This window comes from Corynebacterium sp. MSK204 (assembly GCF_030229885.1).
Classification (GTDB): Bacteria; Actinomycetota; Actinomycetes; order Mycobacteriales; family Mycobacteriaceae; genus Corynebacterium.
The window spans coordinates 23797-47484 of sequence record NZ_JASPGQ010000013.1 but is presented as its reverse complement, the minus strand read 5'-3'; the positions used below and the strand labels follow the sequence as shown (position 1 = coordinate 47484).

Here is a 23688-nt window from a genome sequence, read left to right as displayed (position 1 = left end):
ATGGTTTTGTCTTAAAAAATATCGATGTTATAGCGCCTCACATTACACGGCGTCAATGACGCCGTGTGCCCAGTCCACAACCCACTGGTTCGCAGTAGTCCCATCAATCACGCCGTCGTTGCTGGCGTATTGCGCGTGCACCCCATTGGCCCCGATCAAATCCTTGGCGCGTTCCAAACCATTGCCCACGCCGGTGGGCGCATCACACACGGTGTCATTGGGGGCACAGATCTGGAAGGTTCTATCCGCGAGCTCTCCGAAGCCGTGCGGGCGCGCGCCGCGCATGGTAGCCCCAGGCACGATGGGCTGAACGAGGCCGGAGACGGGCTCCAAGGCAATCTCGGCACCAATTCCGCCGAGCTCGTGGCCCGGATTTTGGCCCACGCCGTTTTCACGCCGGCCATCTGCAATCAGCGCCACGCCCGCGATATTTTCTGCGGGGATTACACCTTCGCCACCGCCAATGTCATCGGCCACATCGCCGGCGATCACCGCACCTTGGGAAAAACCACTCAAAATGAACTTAGTCTGTGGGCAGCTATCATGCATGCCGCGCAGCTCTTCATTCATCTTCGCGGTGCCCTCATCACGGGAATCGTCGTAGCTCATTTCCTCCTGCGCATTGATATTTTTAAATTGCGCAGTATAAGGAAGGGTCCACACCTTTACATCATCCCCGTAAGCCTCCTGCAACGGCTGCGTAATAGACAGCATGAACGAGCGCGGATTAGCAGAAGGGTTGAGGGGATCATCGTCGGCAGCCGATTCCCAGGTACCTGGCGCGGAGATGAACTCCGCACTCGGGCACCAATCCGGCTGGGATTCCTCCGGTGGCTGCCCGGATTCTGGCCCCTCGGGGGAGCTAGGCCCCGCCGAGTCCGAGCTCGTGAGGTAATGCGCAGCCCCCGCGCCGATAACGACGAGGAGAGCGAGGACGGCAACGACGGTTATGATTTTTCGCATGAACTAGTTGTACCCGGAAAACCTCAAAGAAAGCTAGCAAAGAGCTGAACGTGCGTTGTCCTGGAGAAGCTTGGTGAGCTCCTCATAATCCATGTCAGAGCGTTGCTGTTCAATCAGTTGCCCAGCTACCGCAGGAATAGTGATGCCATTGTCACCGCAGGCCCCTTGACCGGCGCCGAGGAGCTGATCTTCTACCCCATCGACATTCACGCCGGCATCCTTCAACGAATCCAAGTACGCAGCCTCTTCCTTGGGCAGCTGCGCGGAGGGGATCTCTGAAATCTCGCGCGCACCGCGATCCTCTGGGGAGTTCGCTGAACGAGACCCATTCGTCGGCTCCGCGGATTCCTTGGATTCGGATGGCTCCTGCGAGGAGGAAGCGCTGCTGGATGCGGACTCGCTACTACTCGTGGTCGATTCTTCGGAGGTTTTTTCGCGCGACAGCGGCGCCACCGAGGTGTCATTGCCGGAGTCACTATCCACGGTGGCAGAGTCACACCCTGCCAATCCGAGGCATAAGACCGCTCCTACGAGGGCTAATTTACGCATGCTTACTTCTTTTCAGTCTGTACGCGGCCCATGACTTCACTGATCGTCCCGTGCTGGAACTCCTGCTTCAATCCACCAGCGGCGATTTCGGAGTAATCAGAAGTGGGCCAGCCAAACTCGCCTTGCTCCCAGCCCTTCTTACCCCATTCATCCATAATGGCGCCCTTCAAAATGTAGTGCGCGCCGGATTCTGGGGACCAGTAGATGGAGCCATGTTCAAACTCCTGGAAGAAGCCGCCCTCTACCTTCTTCTCACCGTCCGTGGGGAAGCCCAGTGGGGAGTCAGCGCCACCCATGTCCTTGTACTTTTTGCCAATGGCACCAAAGGAGACCTGGTTCTTGCCGTCCGGGTTGCGGGTCAGAATGCCACCTTGGAATTCCTGGACAAGGCCATCGCCCACCTTCTTTACCGGGCCGGTCGGGAACTTCAGATCGCCGCCTTCGTAGCCCTTCTCGCCCCACTTCTTGTACATGTCACCGGTAATTTCCCAGGCGCCGGTCTCTGGGCTCCAGTAAATGGAACCGTGTTCAAAACGCACGAGGCGTCCCTTGCCATCCATCGTCTTAGTTTCACCGGACTTAGGGAAGCCCAACCAGGAGGTGGGGCCACCGATTTCCGCATAGCGGGCGCCGATGCGGCCGTACAGGGCGTGCGCACCATTCTCCGGGGACCAGTACGCCGTACCGGTTTCGAAGTCTTGTGCCTTGCCCTTACCGGCAACATCATATTCGTTATTCAGGCAGGAACCGAGTATGCCTTCTTTGGTGGCCTTGGCGATATCGCCTTCGGTATTACAATCCGCACCGCGGTCAGCCTTGTCAAGGTCGAGGGCATCAGCAATGTGCGGCCATGCATTTTGCATCTCAAATTGCCAGTATTCCCAGCTGTGCACGCCGGAGGGCCGGAATTCCACTACTGGTTCCACATTGGCGCGCTTCGCGTAATCCACGAAGGTCTGGGTGGACATCCGAGAGATAACTTCCAGCCCCATGCCGGCCAGACTTGCCTGTCCCTTGGCCACCGAGTCTTCCTGGCCAAAGTCGTCCTTGCCGTTACCAGCAGAGACATAGACCTGCATGTCCTTGAGGTTTTCGATGCCCAGCTTCGGATCGTGGTCGATCCAATCCTGCGAGCCCGGCTCGCCCCACATCTTGCGGGAATCGTAGCCGCCAGCATCGCGCTGCGCAGCCATGATGGCCTGTGGCATGCCACGGGTAGTCATATCGAGGTAGCCGGAGAACGAACCCACGAAATCAAACAAGTGCGGGTTACGCTCCGCCAAGTTGACCGCTGCGGTACCGCCCATGGACAGCCCAGTCACCGCGCGCTTCTGGTTGGAGCGGTATTCATGATCCAAAATTGGGACCAATTCCTTGGTAAGGAAAGTCTCCCACTTGTAGTTCTTCCCTGCATCCGGCTGCTGCCAATCGGAGTAGAAGGAAGATTCGCCACCCACCGGCATGATGAGGTTGACGTTGCGATCCGCATACTGGTTGAGGATATTGGTCTCAATGGTCCAGCCGGACTCGTCATCGCGGGCGCGCAGGCCATCAAGTGCCCATACCTCTGGGAACTTCTTCTCCGGCTGCGAATACCAGTCGCGCGCGAGCTGGATCTGCACCTTCTGCTCGTGATCCGGCATGGCTGCGGACTGGATATAAACCATCAGGTGACGGTTGGACAGGTACTCCACACGGTTGATCTTTACGCCATCCGGCAGCCCCTCCACCTGTGGGTATTCGGTCTCCACTGGGGTACGGGCCGGCGGATCCTTAGGCGCAAAGTGATCAGACAGGCTGCTGCCGTTGCCTGGCTGAGCGGAGCTCATGTCACCAAGAGAGCTTTGGGCGGTGGCGTTGGGCAGCAGGGCAAGTCCAACGGCAATGGCGGTCGGCATGGCTGCTACCGCGAGCCCCTTACGGACCTTGCCCGGGGAAGTGTTTTTGCGCATAGGTAAACGTCCTTGAAGATTTACCGCGGCCGCATTCCGAAGGTTCCCCTCCTCCGGACTGCTACCTGCGGCGTGAGCTGTCTATTGTGCGCTTAAGTTTAAGTTGAACTTGAAGCTTTGGAAAGGCTGACACGCCGTGCAAAGTTATATCACCATTTATCTCGATGCAGAGGCTGTCCCCCGGAATCACCCAATAAGCAAATCTCCCAGCTTAACTACAGACTGGACTCTCACCAAGAAACCACTAAGATAACCACAGCATGCACAAAGGTGCACCCTGTAAACATCCCCTACCCAAGGCGAAAGATATGAAAAACATAAAGACCAAAATCACCGCCGGACTCATCGCCCTCACCACAAGCCTCACCATGGCCCAGACTGCAAATGCGGACCAAGGCAAGGAAATGGTCACCTTCGGCGATTCCTTCACCGCCAACGGCGGCGCACCAGGAGACCGAGGAGCAACCTCCCCATACAAGCGCCCCTTCCACCCCTGCTTCAACGACAAGCACAACTGGGCGCACCAAACCGCCAACAACCTCGACCACAACCTCGCCGACTACTCCTGCAACGGAACCAGCGTCTGGGTCAACCAACACGTCGACGACGCCATCAAACAAGGCAACATCGGCCACGACACCAAAGAAGTAGTATTCATGTACGGCGGCCTCCAACAAGGCACCTACTTCGACGCCCTAGCCAACGCCACCCTCCCCGACGTTCCCAAAGCCTCCACCTACCGCGGACTACTAGACTTCCAATTCAACAAAATCCGCAAAGCCGCACCCAACGCCCGCATCACCATGGTCAACTACGTCCCAATGACCGTCAACGACACCCTGTGCGTAGTCAACCACGACCAGCTGCAGCTCCCAGTAACTATCCCGGGCGCAACAACCGCAGAAGACGAATTCAACCGCGAAATCGGACGCGCAGCACACGACCTCGGAGTCAACTTCATCAACCTCCACGACCAAGCAAAGACCCACGACCCCTGCCAACCAGACACCAACCAACGATGGGCCACACTCGTGCAGACCCCAACCGCCCCATCCGTCATGCCACTACACCCAACAGACGTAGGACACGACGGAATGACCCAAATCATCACCCGAGAACTCCAAAACCACTAACCAAAGCACGAACCCGCAACACCACCGAAAGCGCCATGAACTAGTCCCCAAGAGTTGGACTGATTCGCTTCTAGGTGGCTAGGGGCGCAAGGGCCTGATTCCGATATTACATCGGGGTCAGGCCCTTAAGTCATTGTTGGGTGCGTTCGGTGTTGTACCACTGGATGTAATCTTCGATCGCCTGGGTGAACTCCTCGACGGTGTTGAAGTCTTCTCCGTGGTATATCTCGCTTTTCAGGTGACCGAAAGCGTTCTCTATTACTGCGTTGTCGTAGCAGTTGGCTGTACGCGACATCGACTGAACGCCGCCGTTGTCGTGGATCAATGTCCGCCAGGTTGAATGCTGGTATTGGAAGCCTTCATCTGTATTTTTCAGCTAGGCATTTTCGGCCGGCAACAGTTCGTTTTTGCGACGCTGTTTGTCTCCTTCAGTAAGCCCCTCCGGCTTGGTGCCCCTGCCCTGTTCGAAACGCTCCACCCTTTGCTCGCGCTGCGTTTCACTTAGCGAACTTCATAGTCCCAAAGAAAAATGCTCCCCACTAGTTGGTAGCTGATTTCTCAGTCCAACTACTGGGGAGCAGTTCAAACGGCGCGGGGATAGTCCGTTAGTGAGCCTTACCAGGCATTCAAAGCGTTGAGAACGCGTGGCTTGGAAGCATTGAGCTGGTAGTCCCATTGGTACCAGTTATGCAAGCCCTCGGCCGGGTAGCTCACCGTTGGGTTCAGACCCTGCAGTCGAGCGGCGCCTTCCCAAGCGCGGGTGGTCAGCTGAGAACCAACCTCCAGTGCGACACCCGGTGCTTGGAACTTCGGTGGGAGGGTTTCCTTATCCAATTGACCCGGCATACCGGATGCGGCTGAAATATAAACATCGGTACCACCATCGCGCAGCTGCGGAATCAGCATGAGCGGGTCATTCTGGAAACGCCTTGGGTTAAATAGGGAACCGTACATGGCGTTGACATTGAACCCGCCTACATCCAGCATGGCCAAACGAAGGACAGTCTGGGCACCTGGAACCGTCATAGTCAAGTAACCAGAGTAGGACAGTACCTGCTTGAACTGGTCAGTGTGCTTAGCAGCCAAAGTCATGGCGGAACCGGCACCCATGGAGAGGCCAGCGATCGCATTGTTGTTGCGGGCCACGCCAAAGTTCTGCTCGAGGTAGGCAGGAAGCTCCTGGGTAAGGAAGGTCTCCCACTTGTAGTTAACCGGATCGTTCGGATCATACTTGCCCGGTGCCTGCCAGTCGGCATAGAAAGAAGACTCGCCACCTGCCGGCATCACGAGGGTGAGGTTGCTGTCCGAGTAGGTCTTTGCGGCATTAACCTCGCTATGCGGGCTAACCCAGCCGCTGGTTGCGTAGGTAGCGCGCATGCCATCCAATAGGTAGAAACCAGCGTTGCCGCCATTCTTTGCGGGCTGGATCTGTACCGGGATATTACGGTTCATGGACGGGGACCAGACATCACAGCGCTGAACCCAAAATCCAACTGGGTCCCATTCACAGGTGCCAGTATTATCCGGACGCAGCCAATCGCGGTTTCCCGCGTGTGCCTGCTGCGTGCCGCCTGCCACTACGGCGAGGCCAAGCGCTACGGCCACCGCCATGATGACCGATAGGACGCGTCCCCTCAAAGATGCAGTCATCTTTCTCCTCCACAAAGTACTCAATTATTGTTCTTTGGCTTTATCGCTGGGAACCTGTGAATCGTTAACACCCCTCAGCGAAAACCTCACTGAAAGGCAGTGTAGTTCACTCACAGGCTTTTTGCCTCATTATCAACCATCATTGCAGGTAATCCCCCGGATCGGAGGAAAAGGTTAGGGTTCTTCCCTCTGTCAGGGAAAATTTAATATTTTCTAAGAATCGGCCCCAGGTTAGCGGTTGCCTATAGGTGGCAAAGAGTTTCTGGAAATTGGCATCATTAAGCGCAGTGCGTGCTTGCCACGCGGAATCTTTATCCTGCCCCAGCAATAGGGAGTCAATATCCACTGCAGAATCGGCAATCTGCCACGCCACACCAAGGCTCTTATCATGGCCAATGCGCCCGCCCTCGATGCGGGGCTGGCGCGCTGCTAGGGGATTACTGAGCCCAATTTCATCGAGCACGCGCACCTCAAGCGGGGCATTCATAGAAGTAAGACCGAGGTTAACAAAATACACAGTGGGAGGATCGGAGCGTTCCGGATCCGCGGGCACCGTCGTCCACGATGGTTGGCCCCCTTCCTTGCTATAGCGGAAGGTCATGGCATCGCCGGCTGCCAAGTCCTGCACCGCTTTTTCGTAGTCATTCATCACATCCATACCCAGGAAATCCTCGGCCCGGCGAGGTGGTTCCTGCCGGTTGGTGATATCGGTCCAATAGTCCCGCTCATCCACAACAGTAAGCTTCCCCGCGTACGCAGCGCGGTCTACCGGGTGGCCATGCACGACAATAACGAGAGCCCACACCGCAGAGAATACGGCAGCCCACCAGGTTCGTAGATTAACTACGAAGATGGGCAGGAGCGCAGCAAAAAGCGGAAGCAGCAACATGCGTCCATGCATAAAATCGCCGCCCACGTGCACAACATACAGGGCATGCAAAAGCGCAGCGCCCAGGAAGATATAAACCACAGTCTGCAGCGAGCGCAGCGCCGGCGGGCGAAAATTGGCGTTCCATAGCGCCGCCACTGCCAGCACGATGAGTGGGAGGTACAGCGCGTAGGGCGCCATAAAGTCACCCAGATACGCAAACCCTTTGCCCCACGCGGAACCGGCCGCGGATTTCGCAACGGCGGTATGAGGCGTAAGCAGGCCGTAGTAGCCCATGCGGAAGACTTGATACCCCAGGGGCAGGGGCAAGGCGGCAGCGATAACCTTCCACGAACGCGTGCTCACTATGAGTACAACGCCAACCAAGCCGCCATACAGGGCGAGCTCAGGGCGAATGAGCCAGGACAGCCCCGCCCAGAATGCCAACCCATACACGAGAGGCTCGGGCGGCAATTCTTGTCGCGGTCGCGCCCATGAAATCAGCATCCACCACAAGACGGCCAAGTAGAAAAGACACAGGCTCCATTCCAAGCCGGAGGTAAAAAAGTCCCGTGCCGGTGGCAGGGCCAGATACACCAAGGCACCAGCGGGAAGAACAATTCCCTTGTGCATGCTTGCCGATGCCCACGTGCCCACCACCATCGCCGCAACCGCCAGGATAAGCCCGAGGTAGATGGCGATCGTTTCGAGCTCAGCACCGCTTACCCACCGCGCCACAAAGATGAGGTATTGCCAGACCGTGGAGGTATTGGCCTCGACGCGCTCGCCCACATTGAACACAGGCCCGTTGCCGGCCTCTAAGTTGCGGACGGTGCGCAGGACGATGAGTCCATCATCGGCGATCCAGCGGCGGGCAAAGCCACCCCACAAAGAAAAAACACCGATAATAAGAACCGAGGCGGGTACGCTCCAACGTACGATTCTCTTGTTACCGGTGTTAACCACGTCGGGTGAGTATATCAGTTCCCTCAAGATCTTCTAGTTCAACACGTCTATGCCACCGCTGCTTAGACCAATGGCATGATGTAGACGGCCATGGCGATGCAGGCCAGCCAAGCGATGGCGAGGATCTGCAGGGTGCGGTCCCCCAACGCGATTTCTTCCGGCGCCCCGCCCTGGCCGCGGTCCACATCGGCGGCATAGCGCAGGATGGCGATGGTAAACGGCACCATGGAAATCTGGTACCAGACGCCACCAGAGGTTGCGGCATTAGCCAGCTCAAAGCCCCACAGAGAATAGAAGACCACCACGGCGGTGGCCGCTAGCGTCCAGACAAAGCGCAGGTAGGTCGGCGTATAGCCCTGCAAGGATTTGCGGATCTTCGCGCCGGTCTTTTCCACCAGCAGGATTTCGGCATAGCGCTTACCGGAGGCCATAAAGAGCGAACCAAAGGCAGCGACCAGCAAGAACCACTGCGAAAGCTCAATATCGGCGGCCACGCCGCCGGCCATGGTGCGCAGCATGAATCCGGAGGACACCAGCGCAATATCGATGACTGGTATATGCTTCCAACCAAAGCAATAGCCAAGCTGCAGGGCAATATAAACCGCCATGACGATGGCTAGCTCTGATCCCGCGGTGGCCAAGAAGGACAGCCCGATGGACAGGGCAACGAGCACCACGGCCATGACATAGGCCACCTTGATGGGCAGCACGCCCGAGGCGATTGGGCGGAAGCGCTTGGTCGGGTGCTCTTGGTCCTCGCGCCAATCCTTGGCGTCATTGATCAGATAGATGGAAGAAGCGCCGAGGCAGAAGACGATGAATGCCAGGAGGACATCGACAAGCACGCGCCCGTGAAAGAGCGAGTCCGCACCGGCCGCGGCGGGCGCGGCCAGTACGAGGATGTTTTTTACCCACTGCTTCGGGCGCAGGGCCTTGACCATGCCATCGGCCAAATTTTTCGGCGGCTTGCGCTTACGGCCGGTATCGACGCCGGACGTATGCGGCTCCGAATGGAGAAAGTGCTGGTTGCCGTCCTCACTCATGCGTCTTTCCCTTCGTCATTGCCCGCGCGGTGGCAGCGCCAATGGCTGCACCCGCGACGGTATCGGTTGGATAGTGCACCCCGAGCACCATACGCGATGCCATCATCACCGGCACTCCCACAAGCGGCGCCTTGGAACCCGTCAAGCGGGATAGGCCCACCAAGAAGGCGGTGGTGGAGGTGGCATGCGAGGACGGGAAGGATAGGCGCGAGGGAGTCTTGACCCCAACGCGCACGTAGGAATAATCGGGCCGCTTGCGCCGCACGATTCGCTTGAGAACCACGCTTGCCGCATGCGCGGTAAACGCCGCGGCACCAATCCGAATCCACTCCTCACGGCGCTGCTTGTCCAAGCCGGCCCCTAGGGCCGCGCTGCCCATCCAGCCTAGGGCGTGCTCGCCCAAGTGGCTTAAACCGCGGGCGGCGGGCAGCACTCCCGGCACGTCAAAGGCAGCGTTCTGGATGGACTCTAGGACGCGGGATTCTGCGATAGAAAGCTTATTGGGCATCAAAAACCTTCTTCCAGGAGGACCGCGCGGTCAATTCCGGCAACGCGGCGCGGTATTGCGCGCGCAAGTCATCGAAGTTTTCTTCAATTTCCTTCAGCAGGCTGCGGGTGTCGACGATGAGTTCCTTGGCCAAATCGCGGTCACGCTTGCGGAAGGCCACGCCCGTGCCACCCGCCGTGGATACGGTGGCGGAATCAAGACGGGAGAGGGTGAACCAACGCGCTTCTTCTGGGGTGAGGTTCAACTGCGGTGCCGCGTGGTGCGCTGGGTCCTCCTTGCTTAGCAGGTGCTTAAGACCCTTTGCCGCCCACGGCAGCTTCTTGACCTTGGCCAAGCGCCCGCCCACATTGCGGGTGGGAACGCCCGGCGCGCCGGTCGGCGCCGGCAACTGATCTGCAGATTCGATGATGACCGCATCCGAGTAGTTCTTGCGGATCTCCGCAATGCGCGGCAGCGAGGTATCCAAGATATCGAAGAGGTGATCCGGCCCCGCCAGGAAGTCCTTCATGGCCTCGATTTGGATGGCCATGGTGGAGTATTCCATGCACATGGTGTGCTTGAGCGTGGACTTAAAGATGGACTTGGTAATGCCGGATACCGCGCCATCGTGGTACAGCGAAGCCACAATCAAGCGGTTGCGCAGGTGGAAATAGGCCTGCCAGTCAATGGCATCGTCCTTATCCGCCCAGGCCATGTGCCAGATGGCCGCGCCCGGCCAGGTCACCGTGGGGAAGCCATTGCGGGCTGCGCGCAGGGAGTACTCGGTATCGTCCCACTTGATAAACAGCGGCAGTGGTTGACCGTTAGTCTCTGCCACCACGCGCGGGAACAGGCACATCCACCAGCCGTTATATTCCACGTCTACGCGGCGGTGCAGCGCGCGAGAATCGTACTTCTTTGGATCCACATGGGTTTCTGGCGTGCCGATGGCGCGCAGCGGGTACTTGGCAAAGTCGTGGTCGTACACGGCGTGCGGCGCGGCACCCCACATGAAATCGGAACGATTGACCTGCTCACCGGTGGTGCGCAGCTGGGAACGCTCCTGCAGGTTGAGCATCTGCCCGCCGACGATGATCGGCTTTTCCGCATAGCGCGCGGCCTGCACCGCGCGCAGCACGGAGTCCGGTTCGATGGCGATGTCATCGTCCATGTACAAGATGAAGGGCGAATCCGTGTTCTCCAGCGCCTCATACATGATGCGGGAATAGCCGCCGGAACCGCCAAGGTTGCCCTGGCGGAATTCGCGGAAGCGATCGCCAAAGTGCGCTACCGCCTCGTCGTAGCCGGGCTCATCGGCCGGGTGCTGGTTGCCTTGGTCCGGCATGAGGACGAAGTCGATGATCTCGTCTACCACCGGGTCCTCGGCCAGTGCCTTGAGCGCTGCCACGGCATCGGTCGGGCGGTTAAAGGTGGGGATGCCAACCGCCACGCGCTTGTCCTGCGCCGGCTGCTCGGTGCCGTCCGGCAAAAGCTGTGGGCCGGGGGCGTGGGGGGAGCACCAGGCGGCGTCGGCAAGCGTGGTTTCCTGCTCGGCGGTGATATCGAACCACAGCCAGCCGCCGTCCTCGAAGTTCTTAAGCGGCAGCTCGAACTCATGGTGGCCGGTGCCTACCAGGTGGTTGGCCACGGAAATGCGCTGACCATCCTGCTTGGAGCGGTAGAGGGAAATATTTGCTTGACCCTCAATGTCTAGGCTGAGGATTACGGAACGCAGCTGGGACCAGCGGCGCCAGTAGGAGGCTGGGAAGGCGTTGAAGTAGGTTTCAAAAGATGCTTCCTCGCCGGCCGGGATGGTGACGGAGGTGCGGTTAAACCAGCTGAGGCGTTCGCGGTTTTGCTCGGCCTCGATGAGGTAGAGCATGCGTACGTCAAAGGGTTCGCCGCGCTTGGGCAGCAAGATTCGCTGCAGGGGCTCATAGGCCGAGGTGTTGTTGGCAGTCACGATTGCTTCGATTCTCCAAACGATTTAAACAGTAGTCAGCGACCTAGCGTAGTTGCTTTCGCGCGACTGCTCGGGTTTACACGCGGACAATAAAAGAAGGGCCGAGGAATTCCTCCTCGGCCCAGGGCTTATGGCGCCTACCTTATGCGCTCACGCGCTCGGTTACCGGGTCGATGCCCAGCTTGTTCAGCATGTAGTAGACGCGGGCTTCTAGGTCATCGGCAAGCTCGCGGGCCTGCTCAACGGTCTCAGCCGGGGCAATGTCCCAGATCTTGATGTCCTTGCCGGCCTCATCGCGCTCGACCTCGCGGCCCAGGTACACGATGTAGTCCGGCATGGCCACGGTCCGCACCTCTTCGAGGTACTTCTTGGGAGCCTGGCCCATGCCGCGCTCGCTCATAACGTGGGCCAGGTGGTCATTGCCGTCATTTTCCGGGTGGGCTGCGGCGGTGTCGACGTAAAGCGCCTCCCCCGCGTGCTTCTTGGTAAGGTCCGCTGCGGCCTTGGCCAGGGCGTGGTTATTGCCCGCGGCGAAGCGAACGTGGATGCGGTGGGCACCGAAGAACTCGCGCACCTCGCGCTCTACCAGCACGGGGATGAATTCCACGAGCTCGGCGTTGGCGGTGTGCTTGGCGATGACCTCGTCCAACTTCGCATCGATTTCAGCACGGGTATATCCGTGACCGTACTTGGTATGTAGGTCATGCCGGAGGGTTTCAAACTGGTTCATTGTTATCCCCTTTCCTGGATTCTTTCCCCGTTTGCTTTTTGTTAACTTAAAGTTAACCTTACAGCGCGGTGTGACATCCGTCAATTGATTGGTCATAACCCAATAGTTAGACCTCCCGTGGAGCAAGTTACGCGTGGGGCGCACTGGGCTATAGACTCTGCCTTTGATGATCCTGCTCATTGATAATTACGACTCGTACACGTTTAACCTCGCGCACCTCATCGCAGAGGTCTCTGGAACCGAGCCACTCGTCGTTCCCGCGGGCGAGGCCGCCGGCATCCCAGAGCGCGTGCGCGCCGGCGAGTTCAGCCACGTGGTTATCTCCCCTGGTCCGGGAACCCCGGAGGAAGACAACGACTTTGGCACGTCCCGGCGCGTTATCGAGGCGGCCGCCACAGCGCGAATTCCCCTGCTTGGCGTCTGCCTCGGCCATCAGGGTCTGGCGATGCTCGCCGGTGCCCGCATACGCCGCGCGCCCGAACCGCGCCACGGCTTCGTATCCACCATCAGCCACTCCGGCGAGGGACTTTTCGCCACCATCCCGCAGGACTTTCAGGCGGTGCGCTACCACTCCCTGCACATTGAGCCCACCCCCGGCATCACCGTGCACGCCCGCAGCGAGGACGGCACCGTCCAGGCCCTCAAGGTCGATGGCCTGCCGCATTGGGGCGTGCAATTCCACCCCGAATCGGTGCTGACACAACATGGCGCGACCCTGCTGCGCAATTTCCTCGGCGGTTTTCGCCTCCTCCACCGCGAGGTCCCCGGCGCGATTGACTGCCCCAGCGTCTTCGCGGCGCTGCAGGCAGACGGCACCGATGCCTTCTTCCTCGACTCCGCCGACGCGCGCGGGTGCTATAGCATTCTTGGCGATGCCACCGGTCCGCTTAGCAGATCCTTTCGCTACCGGCTTGGCGATGCCCCCGATATCCTCACCACCCTCGAGCGCGAGCTATCCACGCAGGTCTTTGACGCGCCGGATTTGCCGTTTACCGGCGGGGTGGTCGGTTTCCTCGGCTACGAATGCGCGCAGCTTACCCTGCCCATCCAGCTGCGCCACCGCTCGCCGTATCCCGATGCCTACTTCATCCGGCCGCAGTCCTTCCTTATCTACGACCACCACCGGCAAGTGGCATACCTGTGCTGCCTCGACGGCGAAGGCGCACAAGGCCTGCTCGACCGGTTGGAGGCAGCCCTGAAAGGCGGGCAGGTGGGAAACGAGGGGGCATCGGCAAGCGCGGGCGCCTGGCGCACCACCGACTACCTTGACCGAATCCAGCGCGCCCAAGAGCTCTTGCACGCTGGGGAAAGCTACGAGGTATGCCTGACCGATACCTATACCGCGCAGGCCACCGGCGATATTTATGCTGCGCTGCGCCGGCACAACCCGGCACCGTACGCGGCGCATCTGGTCTTCGACGGCGTGGAAATCTGCAGCGCCTCGCCCGAGCGCTTCCTTAGCGTGCGCGATAACCGCGTCGAGGCCAAGCCCATCAAGGGCACCATTCCAGCCCACCAGGACCCCGCGCTGCTTCGCGATGACCCCAAAACCCGCGCCGAGAACCTCATGATCGTGGACCTTTTGCGCAACGATTTATCCCGCGTGTGCGAACCCGGCACCGTGCGCGTTCCGGGGTTGATGAACGTGGAAAGCTACGCCACCGTGCACCAGCTCGTCTCCACGATCACCGGCCAATTGCGCCCCGGCGCCACCGCGCTCGACGCCATCCGCGCCGCCTTCCCGCCCGGTTCTATGACCGGCGCGCCGAAGCTGCGCACCTGCGAGATTATCGATGCCCTCGAGGCAGGACCCCGCGGCGTCTATTCCGGCATCGTGGGCTACCTCGGGTATTCCGGCGAGGCTGATTTCAGCGTGGTCATCCGCACCGCGGTGCGCGCGGGTTCCGAGGTCACCGTCGGCGCCGGCGGGGCCATCGTCCTCGATTCCGATCCCGCAGCCGAGCTGGCCGAAAGAAACCTCAAGGCCCAATCGGTCCTCGGGGCGTGGTCATGAGTTCCTATATCTGGCGCGACGGCGCCTTCATCCCCTGCACCCCACCGGCTGACCCCTGCACCGTGGCCGATTCTTGGCGGCATTCGCAAGGCCGCACGCACGGTCTCCACCTGCACTTGGAGCGCTTCGAATCCGCCGCCGGGACCTTGCCCGTAAGCTTCGTCCCCGCCATGCTGGAGCTCCTTTCAGATGGCGAGCTTTTCCCCCGCATCGCCCTCATGGCCGGCGAGCTTTACCTCGATATCCGGCCTGCCCCGGCTCCGCGCGCCCACACGCGCCTTACTTATACACAGGCCCCCGATCCCCGCGTGCAGCCTCTAGTTAAAGGCCCGGACTTGCCCGCCCTGGCTGCTTACCGCAGCCAGTATCAGGTAAGCGGCACCGATGACACCGCGATTGTCGATGCCCACGGTGCCATCGCAGAAACCACCACCGGCGCGCTCATCGCCTGGGACGGCGACACGCTCCTGCTTCCTACCGGCGTGCGCCTGCCCAGCGTGACCCTGCGCCAAGTCCTGCACCGCTGCAATGACTTGGGACTTTCCACCGCGCAGCACCCATTGACCCCGGCACTCGCTGCGGAATGTCCCCTGTGGTTTATCAACTCACTGCATGGAATTAGCCCCGTCAGCTCCATACACACACCACACGACACCATCACTCCACCGCCGCACCCGGAGGCCGCAATCTGGCAAAACTGGTGGTGGCAGGGTTTTAGCCCCGCGGGTGCAGGCGAACACTACACATAACACTCAACACAACACTGCACATGTTGAGTGTTGTGTTGAGTGTTCGTGTTGAGTGTTGGGTGTTCAGGCGCCCACCTACCTCACCAAGCGATACCTCTGTTTAGGGCTGCGCAAAGGCTCCGTACGCTCGATCCTTCCACTATCTACCAATTGGTTCAGGATTCTGCGCACCCCACCAACAGAAATCCCGGCGGCCGCCGCCAACTCACGGCTATTCGCAGACTGATGCTGAGCCAAATACTCCAGAATCCGTTCACTAGAACCGCCGTGTATAGACGCACTCCGCTCTGGCAAAGTCATTTCACGCCGTTCAAAAGTTAGCTTAAACGTGGTCAACGAATCCGTCGGCTTCGGCGGAGGAAGAAGTGTCTTTTGCAGCTGGTCAAGAATCTCAATGTAGCCAGTTCCACGATTTTCCGCCACGTACCCAGACCCGCCGGAGATAGCCGTTACCTCCAATAGCTGAGACAGGTGCTGATTCCTCGCACTTGTCATGCCCGGATCCCCAAGGTTATTGACGTTCACCATCCCAAAAAGGCCACCCGGATTAATGATTTCTAGGCGGTCAGCGTACATATCAACCTGAACCTGTGTCCCTCTAGCCTGGGGAGAATAGTCCCTGTGCATGAGCGCATTAGCAACTGCTTCCCTGACTGCTACTGGCGGATAATCCGGCAGGTCTTCTCGGAACGCCCCGTCGACGACGCCACCTACCCGCATATTTTTCTCAACCGCGAAAACCACCGCTGGCACCAATTCCGGAATCGGGCCTACAAAACTCGCGTTATCAACAAATCTTTGGCCTTTGGTCGACGTCTTATCCGTTCCCACATAAGCAGTAAAAGTTACATTGAGCCGCGGGAAAAATTCTTGCGGATAAATGCCAGCTGCTAATAAGCCAGCCAAGGTTGGATGAACATCCCCATCATCTCCCACGCCGGTGAGATGCAGGGCTTTCAATGCCCTTTCATCAGAGAACTTGCCAAAGATCCCTGGCCGCAGGCTGCGTTCGCGCTCTAGGATTTGCTGGACGATGTCCCGATCGAGGTCTGCAATAGTAGCCGCCTCCACGACCTCCAGATCCCACGAGGGCTGCATCTTATTTTCTTCGAGACGATCGATTTCATAGGGCTTCAATAACCGGTCTTCATCGTGCTCGCGAATGTAGCTGCCGTTGTATTTAGATTGCGCAGTAACCCAGCATGGTTTATCAAAGGGTGCAAGCTCTGGAATTTCCGCAACTACTACCGGCGCGCCATCGACAGCACCAATTTCCACATCGGCACGGACAGCAGGGGTCAATTTCTCCGCGCAGGCCTCCACGAATGCTTTGGCTATGGGCTCGGCTTGGAAGCCTTCGACGGGAAGAAACCCTGAGTCCTCATCGAGACCAAAGATGATCGTTCCGCCTTTTCCGTTGGCAAAAGCAGACACCGACCGCGTTATCTTCTTGGGAAGGCCTCCGCCAGCTGCTTTTACTTCGACCATGCTGGTGTCTTTGCCTATGGCACGCAGATTGTGAACAATCCGCTCAATTTCTTCTAGGTCCATCGCTTCCCCGCTTGCCTCTCACCTTCAGCCGAGCATTACACATAACACTACACAAACACTCAACACAACACTGCACATGTTGAGTGTTGTGTTGAGTGTTGGGTGTTCACGCCGCGCTTCCCTTTGGCTCCGGCAGATCGCGGCCTTTAGCCTTGGCCTCGCAGCGCACGCTTTAATTCGCTGCCAATAATGGTGCGCGCAATCAGTGCATCCGAAATGATCCCGCCCATCTGGACGAACGGATGGACTTGGCCCTTAAATTCGATAGAGCTCACTACATTTCCCGCATTGAGCATCCGCCCAACGTAGTCACTTACTTCAGAGACCAACGGATCAAGTTCACCGGTAATCACCGTCGCTGGAGGCAGCCCCGCCAGATCGCCATTCCTGCCGGGAGACATACGGATATCCGTGCGGTCTGCAGCGCCAGCATAAGAATCATAAAAATAGTTAAGGCGCCGCCTGGTGAGGTAATAGCCATCGCTAAAATCCGAATGGGATTGCGTGTCAAAGGTGGATAAATCCATGACGGGGTAAATCAGCACCTGATGAGCCAGCTGATCGCGCAGTTCTTGTGCGATCACCGCTGCGATATTGCCGCCCGCGCTGTCTCCGCCCACGGCAACGCGCGTTGGATCGATGCCGATCCCCAATTCTCCTTGTAGCACCCCGTCTACTACTGCACGGCAATCATCTAGTGGCGCCGGGAAAGGGTGCTCCGGTGCACGGCGATAGTGCACGCTGATACAGATGATTCCCGCTTCTGCGGCAATGTCCCGCACGGTTGTATCCGTGGTCTCTAAATCCCCCAGCACCCAGCCGCCGCCGTGGAAGAAGATGAAGGCAGGCGCTGCTGGGGCATCGGCAAGCGCGGGCGCCTGTGGCACATAAACCCGCACCGTGACACCGCGCACCGAGGTCTCGTACACGGAAACCATCGGGGTTTTCTTGCCCCAAGCCGCTGCCGTCTTCTGCTGGGCGGCGCGGTTTTCTTCAGGAGTACGCGTGTCCAGCTGTGGGGCATCCCTGTTCAGGTCGAGGAATTTTTGGGCTTCGGGCTGAATAAACACCATAAAAATACTTTCCAGTGCTGCATCTATTGGGCAATGCAAGCACTCATAATCGCGGGGTTAAGTAGCGGAAAGGCCCGCCGGGTGTTCCGGCAGGCCTTCTTTGCTTGCTGCTTTTTCTTATCGGGAATGCGCGTTGCGCGGCTGCGCAGTTTCAAATGCTCCTGGAGCCGCTCCGGGGACATCTTCCACATGCTGCGGTCCGCGTGCCCGGGCTTGGTGTATTTCTTGCGTTGAGCCATGCCGTCACCTCCTAACCTGTGAGGTGACTAAGCATAGCGTGCCCAGGGCAGATTAGCAGCTCTTAGTGTCCGCGCTCTTGCTCGATGGCCTTGCCCTCGTTCCAGAAGGGCACGAGCTTGTTATCGAATAGGGACAGCGCGGCGCCGATGGCCATGTGCATATCCAAGTACTGATAGGTGCCCAAGCGGCCGCCGAATAACACCTTGTTTTCCTTGGCTTCTTGGGCGGCTAGTTTGCGGTACGCCTCCAGCTTGGAGCGATCCTCCGGGGTATTGATGGGGTAATACGGCTCATCGCCCTTATCGGCAAAGCGCGAGTACTCCTTCATGATGACCGTCTTATCGGAGGGGTAACGGTCCTTGCGCTCTGGGTGGAAGTGGCGGAACTCGTGGATGCGGGTGAAGTCCACATCGGCATCGTTGTAGTTCATCACCGGGGTGCCTTGGAAGTCGCCAGTATCGAGCACTTCGAGGTCGAAATCCAGGGTGCGCCAGCCGAGCTCGCCTTCGGCGAAGTCAAAGTAGCGGTCCAGCGGGCCGGTGTAGATTACGGGAGCATCCGGGGAATCGGCGCGCAGATCCTCGCGAACATCGAACCAATCGGTATCCAGGCGGACCTCGATGTTTTCATGATCCGCCATGTTTTCTAACCACGCCGCATAGCCATCGACGGGCAGGCCTTCGTAGGTGTCGTTGAAGTAGCGGTTATTGAAGGTGTAGCGCACCGGCAGGCGGGTGATATTGCTGGCCGGCAGTTCCTTGGGGTCGGTCTGCCACTGCTTGGCGGTGTAGTCGCGGATGAACGCCTCATAGAGCGGGCGTCCGATAAGCGCGATGGCCTTTTCTTCCAGGTTTTTGGCCTCATCCGCAGAGAATTCGCCGGCCTGGTCTTTGATCAGTTCGCGGGCCTCATCGGGCGAGTAGTACCGGCCGAAGAATTGGTTGATAAGCCCCAGCCCCATGGGGAATTGGTAGGCGGTGCCATCGTGCATGGCAAAGACGCGGTGCTGGTAGTCGGTGAAATCGGTGAACTGGTTGCAGTACTCCCACACGCGCTTATTGGAGGTGTGGAAGAGGTGCGCGCCGTATTTGTGCACTTCAATTCCGGTGGTGGGTTCCGCCTCGGAATAGGCATTGCCGCCCAGGTGCTCGCGGCGCTCGACGATGAGCACCTTCTTTCCCAGCTGGCTAGCGGCCCTTTCCGCAACGGTCAGGCCAAAGAATCCGGAACCAACAACGATGAGGTCATAAGAAGTCATGGCTTCCACTTTATTGCACTCCAGAGGGGAACACGGGTCATCGGCGTGTCGCAACAAGATTCACAGTTGTCACACTCGTAGCATCACTATCAACTGTTAACTTTTGGCAACCGTTTTTACAGCTACATCGGCACCTAACTCAACCCAGGGAGAATAGAGTGAAGCAACGACGTCGACTAGTCCCCACGAGGTCACCGTGGTCCACACCCGTCATCGCGACGGTTTCCTCCATTGCCCTCGTCATGGCGGCCGCATTCGGCGGCCAGCAGGTCCTTAAAACCCAGGACTCCGGTTCTGGCGGACCTATCGAGGTGAAAAACGCCTCTGAAAGCTTTAGCAACGCCGACTCCGTCGTCGTTGATGACCCCGCCGTGGCAGCGCAAGGCGATGGCGAGGGCCCACGTGCCGTCAAGCACTTCCACCGCGACGAGACATTCAACATGTTCGCCGTGACCTGGGAGGGCAAGCGCGACGTGCACTCCTTCGTCCGCTCCAAGCAGGAGGACGGCTCCTGGAGCGAATGGTTCGATATGGATGCCATGAACTACGGCGATGGCAAGAACGGTACCGAGCTTATTTACGTAGGCGATACCAACGATGTGCAGGTATCCATGGCCAATGTAGACCTAGTAACCGGTTCCAACCTGGATGACGATGCTGAGTTGCCCGATAAAGCAGCCGGCGCTGCGGATGCCAACCGCGCCGCCTCGCAGCCTTCTAACGTCGGCGATATCGCCCCTGTAGCTGATGAAAACAACACCGACCGCACCACCGTGTCGGACCTGGATGCCGTCTTTATGGACGGCAATGCCCAAGAAGGCCAAGCCATCGAACCTACTGCCGCCACCGATGGCATGCCCAAGGTAGTGTCCCGCTCTGGGTGGGGCGCCGATGAATCCAAGCGCTGCCAACAGCCCACCTACGATGACGGCATCAAGGCGATGACGCTGCACCACACCGCGGGCTCCAATAACTACACCCCGGCACAGGCTGCCGCACAGGTTCGCGCTGCCTACGAGTACCACGCCCAGAATCTGGGCTGGTGCGATATTGGATACAACGTGCTCGTGGATAAGTTCGGTACCATCTACGAGGGCCGCTACGGCGGGCTGGACAAGGCCGTCCAGGGCGCACACGTTGGTGGCTTCAACTCCCATAACTGGGGTATTTCCATGATTGGTAACTACGAAATTGAGGAACCATCACAGAAGATGCTGAACTCGGTGGCAGAAATTGCCGGGTGGAAGGCAGCAATTTCCGGCATCGATCCCACGGGCACCGCTACCCTGACCTCTGGCGGCTTTGGCGGCTCCCGCTTTCCAGCCGGTGCGCAGGCAACCGTGCCTGCCTTCAGCGGTCACAATGATTTCCACTACACCCAGTGCCCTGGTCGCTACACCGTGCAGCACTGGGACGAGATCCGCAAGAACACCAAAAAGAAGTACGACGCTGTTAAGGCTGGCGGTAACTCCGCAGCAATGAACTGGGATAAGAAGTCGCCATCGAGTGGCGGCGATCAGTCCACCTCGGGAGATACCACCTCTTCCATCGCTGGTGTCGATGTTCCAGTATCGACCATCCAAGCCTTGGCTGGCATCGCCGCCACCGTGTTCGGCGTCTTGGTTGCCAATGACCGCGTAGCGCAGCCGGATGCCGATAAGAAGGTTGCGGGTGAGCTTACCGTCGGCGAGATTCCGAAGATCGTCAACAAGGTTGTGCAGCTTTCTAATAACGAAGGCCTCAAGGAATCCTGGACCTCCGTCCTGAACGCCTTTGGCCCAGTCTTGGGTCTCGCCGTTGGCGGACCTGACACCACCGATTCCGGCAAGATCATGTACCAGCTCTTCAAAAACGGTGTGGTCCTCTCCTCCGAGGACTCTGGGGCAAAGGCCCTGACCGGAGAGATTGCCAAGAAGTGGGCAGAAGGCGATAACGCTTCCAAACTCGGACTGCCCACCACAAACGAGATGAAAGACGGCAAGGAAATCCGCGTCCAGTTCCAGGGCGGCGAGATTGTCTACAACATGGATACCGAAAAGGTAGACATCTACACCGACTAGCCTCCCCGTGGAGTGGGAGTTAGAACCAGCGCTCCAAAACCTTTGCCACGCCCGCCTGGTGGTTGGCCACGGTGACCGCATCAGCGGCCGCCTTCACCGCCGGGAGGGCGTTTTCCATTGCCACCCCACAGCCGGCCCACGTGAGCATCTCAATATCGTTGGGCATATCGCCAAAGGCAATGGTTTCTTCCTGCGCTATCCCATGCTGCTTGGCCAACCACTCCACGCCGCGGCGCTTGGTGACGTTGGGGGCCGCGACCTCGAGCACGCCCTCCTGCATGGAGTAGGTGATATGCGCCAGCTCCGGATCAATATGAGGCGCAATCAAGTCATAGAGTTCTGGCGCGGAATAATCCGTATTCCGGATAAGCAGCTTGACCACTGGCCGTGCCACCAGCTCGCCCACGCTGACGACGCCGAAGCCTTCAAAGAGGGCATTTTCGGAGTAGTGCGGGTCGACGACGAAGAGCTCCTCGGGGGCATTGGCAAGCGAGCCACCCGCCCGCTCTGCACCAAAGCCAACCGTGCCAAGGACGCGCAGCGCTACCGTCACCACCTCTTCTAGCGCGTCTGGATAAAGCTCCCGCGCGGATAGCACGCGGTCTTCCGCGGAATCATAGAGCACCGCCCCATTTGAGGTCACACATACCGGGAGCACCGTGAGCTGCTCCAGCACCGGCTCTATCCAGCGAAAGGGCCTGCCGGTGGATAACGCAAAATAAGCACCCTGCTGCACCGCCCGCGCCACTGCGTCGCGGTTGCGACGCGGGACGCGATGATTGCGGTCCAACAGGGTGCCGTCAATATCGCTCGCGATGAGCCGAGGGGCCCGGGTAGGGAAAGTATCCATACCCGCGAGTTTACTTCAGGACTTAGAAGTCCATCTCATCCTCATCGGAGTCTTCCCAGTTCAAGGAACGCTTGATAGCGCGCTTCCATTCACCGTAGAGGTAATCCACCTCTTCTTGTTCCATCTTGGGCTTGAATACGGTGAGGTCACCGCGCTGGGTATCCAAGATGCTGAGGTCTTCCCAGAAGCCATTGTCCAAGCCGGCAGCAACAGCGGCGCCGGTTGCGGTGGTCTCAATGTTCTTCGGGCGGTGTACCTCCACACCCAAGATGTCAGCCTGGAACTGCATGAGCAGCTCGTTGGTGGTCATGCCGCCATCCACGCGCAGCTCGGTAATTTCCACGCCGGAGTCCGCCACCATGGCATCTGCCACGTCGCGGGTCTGGTAAGCGGTTGCCTCGAGGACAGCGCGGGCCAGGTGTCCACGGTTGGCAAAGCGGGTCAGGCCCACAATGACGCCGCGGGCATCGGGACGCCAGTGCGGGGCGAAGAGACCGGAGAACGCCGGAACAATGTAAACGCCGCCGTTGTCCTTGGTCTCCCGTGCCAAGTTCTCGATGGCAGAAGAATTAGGGATGAGCTGCAGGTTATCGCGCAGCCACTGCACCAAGGAGCCACCCATGGATACGGAGCCTTCCAGCGCGTACACGGGGCGCTCGCCCTCGCGCTGGAAGCAAACGGTGGTCAACAGGCCGTTATCGGAGAACTTCGGGGTGGTACCGGTGTTCAGCAGCAGGAAGAGGCCGGTGCCGTAGGTGTTCTTGGCCGAACCTGCACGGAAGCAGCCTTGGCCGAACATAGCGGACTGCTGGTCCCCCAGGATGGCGCGAATAGGTACGCCGGCGAGGGAACCGCGCTCCCGAACGGTGCGGAAATCACCCAGGGACGGGCGAATCTCCGGCAGCATGGACATAGGAATGCCCATTTCCTTGCACAGCTCTTCGTCCCACTCCAGCTTTTCGATGTCCATGAGGAGCGTACGCGAAGCGTTGGTCACGTCCGTTGCGTGCAGCGCTTCCATGTCGCCGTCGCCCTCGGCACCGCCGGTAAGGTTCCACAGCAGCCAAGAGTCAATGGTTCCGAAGAGCAGGTCGCCCTTTTCGGCGCGCTCGCGGACGCCATCGACATTGTCGAGGATCCACTTAACCTTCGGGCCGGCAGGGTAGGAGTTGATCAGCAGGCCGGTGCGGCGGCGCCACTTATCCGGGCCCTCTTCACCAGCCAGTTCCTTACAGATAGCGGAGGTGCGGGTGTCCTGCCAGACGATGGCGTTGTAGACGGGCTCGCCAGTGTTCTTATCCCACACAACTGTGGTTTCGCGCTGGTTGGTGATACCGACGGAGTCGATATCTTCTACTGTTATATCGCCATTGGCCAAAGCCTCCCCCACGGCGCGGCGAGTGTTGCTCCAGATCTCCTGCGGGTCGTGTTCTACCCAACCCTTTTCTGGGAAGATCTGCTCGTGCTCGAGCTGGCCCACGGAAATCTGATCGCCATCGTGGTTGAAGATGATGCAGCGGGTTGACGTGGTTCCCTGGTCAATAGCTGCGACGTATTTCTTATCACTCATGTGTCTAATTTCTCCTGTA

At 59.0% G+C, this 23688-nt stretch carries 19 protein-coding genes and 1 pseudogene; 4 read left to right on the top strand and 16 right to left on the bottom strand.

The features are described 5' to 3' along the window. Positions 1 to 42: 42 nt before the first annotated feature. From QP908_RS09015 to QP908_RS09005, 3 genes are read right to left on the bottom strand one after another with little or no spacing between them, the layout of a single operon-like run. Positions 43 to 963, bottom strand: a complete 921-nt coding sequence (locus tag QP908_RS09015; protein WP_239269290.1) for a cutinase family protein — start codon at positions 961 to 963, stop codon at positions 43 to 45. A gap of 33 nt (positions 964 to 996) precedes the next feature. Further along, entirely contained in the window at positions 997 to 1512 is a 516-nt protein-coding gene (locus tag QP908_RS09010; protein WP_239269291.1) for a DUF732 domain-containing protein, read from the bottom strand. Positions 1513 to 1514: 2 nt separating this feature from the next. After that, the gene (locus QP908_RS09005) at positions 1515 to 3464 is read right to left on the bottom strand and encodes an alpha/beta hydrolase-fold protein (RefSeq protein ID WP_239269292.1); all 1950 of its coding nucleotides are present in this window, start codon (positions 3462 to 3464) and stop codon (positions 1515 to 1517) included. Positions 3465 to 3772: 308 nt separating this feature from the next. On the opposite strand from QP908_RS09005, the gene QP908_RS09000 reads away from it, so the two are divergent. Continuing rightward, positions 3773 to 4597 (top strand): GDSL-type esterase/lipase family protein, encoded by an 825-nt coding sequence (locus QP908_RS09000; protein ID WP_239269293.1) that lies wholly within the window; start codon positions 3773 to 3775, stop codon positions 4595 to 4597. A 130-nt stretch (positions 4598 to 4727) separates the two neighbouring features. Here the strand turns inward: QP908_RS09000 and QP908_RS08995 are convergent. From QP908_RS08995 to QP908_RS08965, 7 genes and pseudogenes are all read right to left on the bottom strand, one after another. Beyond that, positions 4728 to 4973: pseudogene (locus tag QP908_RS08995) on the bottom strand (transposase); the annotation flags it as partial. A 239-nt stretch (positions 4974 to 5212) separates the two neighbouring features. Further along, on the bottom strand, positions 5213 to 6247 hold the full coding sequence (locus QP908_RS08990) for an alpha/beta hydrolase (RefSeq protein WP_284772114.1): 1035 nt from the start codon (positions 6245 to 6247) through the stop codon (positions 5213 to 5215). Between the two features lie 139 nt (positions 6248 to 6386). After that, positions 6387 to 8081 (bottom strand): arabinofuranosyltransferase AftB family protein, encoded by a 1695-nt coding sequence (locus tag QP908_RS08985; RefSeq protein ID WP_284772113.1) that lies wholly within the window; start codon positions 8079 to 8081, stop codon positions 6387 to 6389. Positions 8082 to 8143: 62 nt separating this feature from the next. Then, a complete protein-coding gene (locus QP908_RS08980; RefSeq protein ID WP_284772112.1) occupies positions 8144 to 9124 on the bottom strand; it encodes a decaprenyl-phosphate phosphoribosyltransferase in 981 nt (326 codons plus the stop codon). Continuing rightward, positions 9117 to 9632, bottom strand: a complete 516-nt coding sequence (locus QP908_RS08975) for a phosphatase PAP2 family protein (protein WP_284772111.1) — start codon at positions 9630 to 9632, stop codon at positions 9117 to 9119. The genes QP908_RS08980 and QP908_RS08975 overlap by 8 nt, the downstream gene beginning before the upstream one ends. Then, on the bottom strand, positions 9622 to 11574 hold the full coding sequence (locus tag QP908_RS08970) for a glycosyltransferase (RefSeq protein ID WP_284772110.1): 1953 nt from the start codon (positions 11572 to 11574) through the stop codon (positions 9622 to 9624). The genes QP908_RS08975 and QP908_RS08970 overlap by 11 nt, the downstream gene beginning before the upstream one ends. A 142-nt stretch (positions 11575 to 11716) precedes the next feature. Next, positions 11717 to 12304, bottom strand: a complete 588-nt coding sequence (locus QP908_RS08965) for a three-helix bundle dimerization domain-containing protein (protein ID WP_284772109.1) — start codon at positions 12302 to 12304, stop codon at positions 11717 to 11719. A gap of 166 nt (positions 12305 to 12470) precedes the next feature. Here QP908_RS08965 and QP908_RS08960 point away from each other — a divergent pair, with 166 nt between their 5' ends. Together QP908_RS08960 and QP908_RS08955 are read left to right on the top strand one after the other, a co-directional pair. After that, positions 12471 to 14318, top strand: a complete 1848-nt coding sequence (locus tag QP908_RS08960) for a chorismate-binding protein (protein WP_239269299.1) — start codon at positions 12471 to 12473, stop codon at positions 14316 to 14318. Then, positions 14315 to 15067, top strand: a complete 753-nt coding sequence (locus QP908_RS08955; RefSeq protein WP_239269300.1) for an aminotransferase class IV — start codon at positions 14315 to 14317, stop codon at positions 15065 to 15067. The genes QP908_RS08960 and QP908_RS08955 overlap by 4 nt, the downstream gene beginning before the upstream one ends. A 75-nt stretch (positions 15068 to 15142) precedes the next feature. On the opposite strand, the gene QP908_RS08950 is transcribed toward QP908_RS08955, so the two are convergent. The 4 genes from QP908_RS08950 to glf form a co-directional block, all read right to left on the bottom strand. Continuing rightward, positions 15143 to 16618, bottom strand: a complete 1476-nt coding sequence (locus QP908_RS08950) for an ATP-binding protein (protein WP_239269301.1) — start codon at positions 16616 to 16618, stop codon at positions 15143 to 15145. Positions 16619 to 16764: 146 nt separating this feature from the next. After that, positions 16765 to 17691, bottom strand: coding sequence for an alpha/beta hydrolase (locus QP908_RS08945; RefSeq protein ID WP_239269302.1), 927 nt, complete (start codon positions 17689 to 17691; stop codon positions 16765 to 16767). A gap of 23 nt (positions 17692 to 17714) precedes the next feature. Further along, on the bottom strand, positions 17715 to 17930 hold the full coding sequence (locus QP908_RS08940) for a hypothetical protein (RefSeq protein WP_239269303.1): 216 nt from the start codon (positions 17928 to 17930) through the stop codon (positions 17715 to 17717). Between the two features lie 62 nt (positions 17931 to 17992). Further along, a complete protein-coding gene (glf, locus tag QP908_RS08935; protein WP_239269304.1) occupies positions 17993 to 19189 on the bottom strand; it encodes a UDP-galactopyranose mutase in 1197 nt (398 codons plus the stop codon). A 158-nt stretch (positions 19190 to 19347) separates the two neighbouring features. Here glf and QP908_RS08930 point away from each other — a divergent pair, with 158 nt between their 5' ends. Beyond that, positions 19348 to 21249, top strand: coding sequence for an N-acetylmuramoyl-L-alanine amidase (locus tag QP908_RS08930; protein ID WP_239269305.1), 1902 nt, complete (start codon positions 19348 to 19350; stop codon positions 21247 to 21249). Positions 21250 to 21268: 19 nt separating this feature from the next. On the opposite strand, the gene QP908_RS08925 is transcribed toward QP908_RS08930, so the two are convergent. Together QP908_RS08925 and glpK are read right to left on the bottom strand one after the other, a co-directional pair. After that, positions 21269 to 22099: an HAD family hydrolase gene (locus QP908_RS08925; RefSeq protein ID WP_239269306.1), complete on the bottom strand. Its 831-nt coding sequence runs from the start codon at positions 22097 to 22099 to the stop codon at positions 21269 to 21271. A 22-nt stretch (positions 22100 to 22121) separates the two neighbouring features. Continuing rightward, on the bottom strand, positions 22122 to 23669 hold the full coding sequence (gene glpK / locus QP908_RS08920; protein ID WP_239269307.1) for a glycerol kinase GlpK: 1548 nt from the start codon (positions 23667 to 23669) through the stop codon (positions 22122 to 22124). Positions 23670 to 23688 lie beyond the last annotated feature (19 nt).

What these genes read in the sequence shown, in the direction of transcription:
- QP908_RS09015 (WP_239269290.1), bottom strand. Translation starts at nt 963, where the DNA reads ATGCGAAAAATCATAACCGTCGTTGCCGTCCTCGCTCTCCTCGTCGTT.
- QP908_RS09010 (WP_239269291.1), bottom strand. Translation starts at nt 1,512, where the DNA reads ATGCGTAAATTAGCCCTCGTAGGAGCGGTCTTATGCCTCGGATTGGCA.
- QP908_RS09005 (WP_239269292.1), bottom strand. Translation starts at nt 3,464, where the DNA reads ATGCGCAAAAACACTTCCCCGGGCAAGGTCCGTAAGGGGCTCGCGGTA.
- QP908_RS09000 (WP_239269293.1), top strand. Translation starts at nt 3,773, where the DNA reads ATGAAAAACATAAAGACCAAAATCACCGCCGGACTCATCGCCCTCACC.
- QP908_RS08990 (WP_284772114.1), bottom strand. Translation starts at nt 6,247, where the DNA reads ATGACTGCATCTTTGAGGGGACGCGTCCTATCGGTCATCATGGCGGTG.
- QP908_RS08980 (WP_284772112.1), bottom strand. Translation starts at nt 9,124, where the DNA reads ATGAGTGAGGACGGCAACCAGCACTTTCTCCATTCGGAGCCGCATACG.
- QP908_RS08975 (WP_284772111.1), bottom strand. Translation starts at nt 9,632, where the DNA reads ATGCCCAATAAGCTTTCTATCGCAGAATCCCGCGTCCTAGAGTCCATC.
- QP908_RS08965 (WP_284772109.1), bottom strand. Translation starts at nt 12,304, where the DNA reads ATGAACCAGTTTGAAACCCTCCGGCATGACCTACATACCAAGTACGGT.
- QP908_RS08960 (WP_239269299.1), top strand. Translation starts at nt 12,471, where the DNA reads ATGATCCTGCTCATTGATAATTACGACTCGTACACGTTTAACCTCGCG.
- QP908_RS08955 (WP_239269300.1), top strand. Translation starts at nt 14,315, where the DNA reads ATGAGTTCCTATATCTGGCGCGACGGCGCCTTCATCCCCTGCACCCCA.
- QP908_RS08950 (WP_239269301.1), bottom strand. Translation starts at nt 16,618, where the DNA reads ATGGACCTAGAAGAAATTGAGCGGATTGTTCACAATCTGCGTGCCATA.
- QP908_RS08945 (WP_239269302.1), bottom strand. Translation starts at nt 17,691, where the DNA reads ATGGTGTTTATTCAGCCCGAAGCCCAAAAATTCCTCGACCTGAACAGG.
- QP908_RS08940 (WP_239269303.1), bottom strand. Translation starts at nt 17,930, where the DNA reads ATGGCTCAACGCAAGAAATACACCAAGCCCGGGCACGCGGACCGCAGC.
- glf (WP_239269304.1), bottom strand. Translation starts at nt 19,189, where the DNA reads ATGACTTCTTATGACCTCATCGTTGTTGGTTCCGGATTCTTTGGCCTG.
- QP908_RS08925 (WP_239269306.1), bottom strand. Translation starts at nt 22,099, where the DNA reads ATGGATACTTTCCCTACCCGGGCCCCTCGGCTCATCGCGAGCGATATT.
- glpK (WP_239269307.1), bottom strand. Translation starts at nt 23,669, where the DNA reads ATGAGTGATAAGAAATACGTCGCAGCTATTGACCAGGGAACCACGTCA.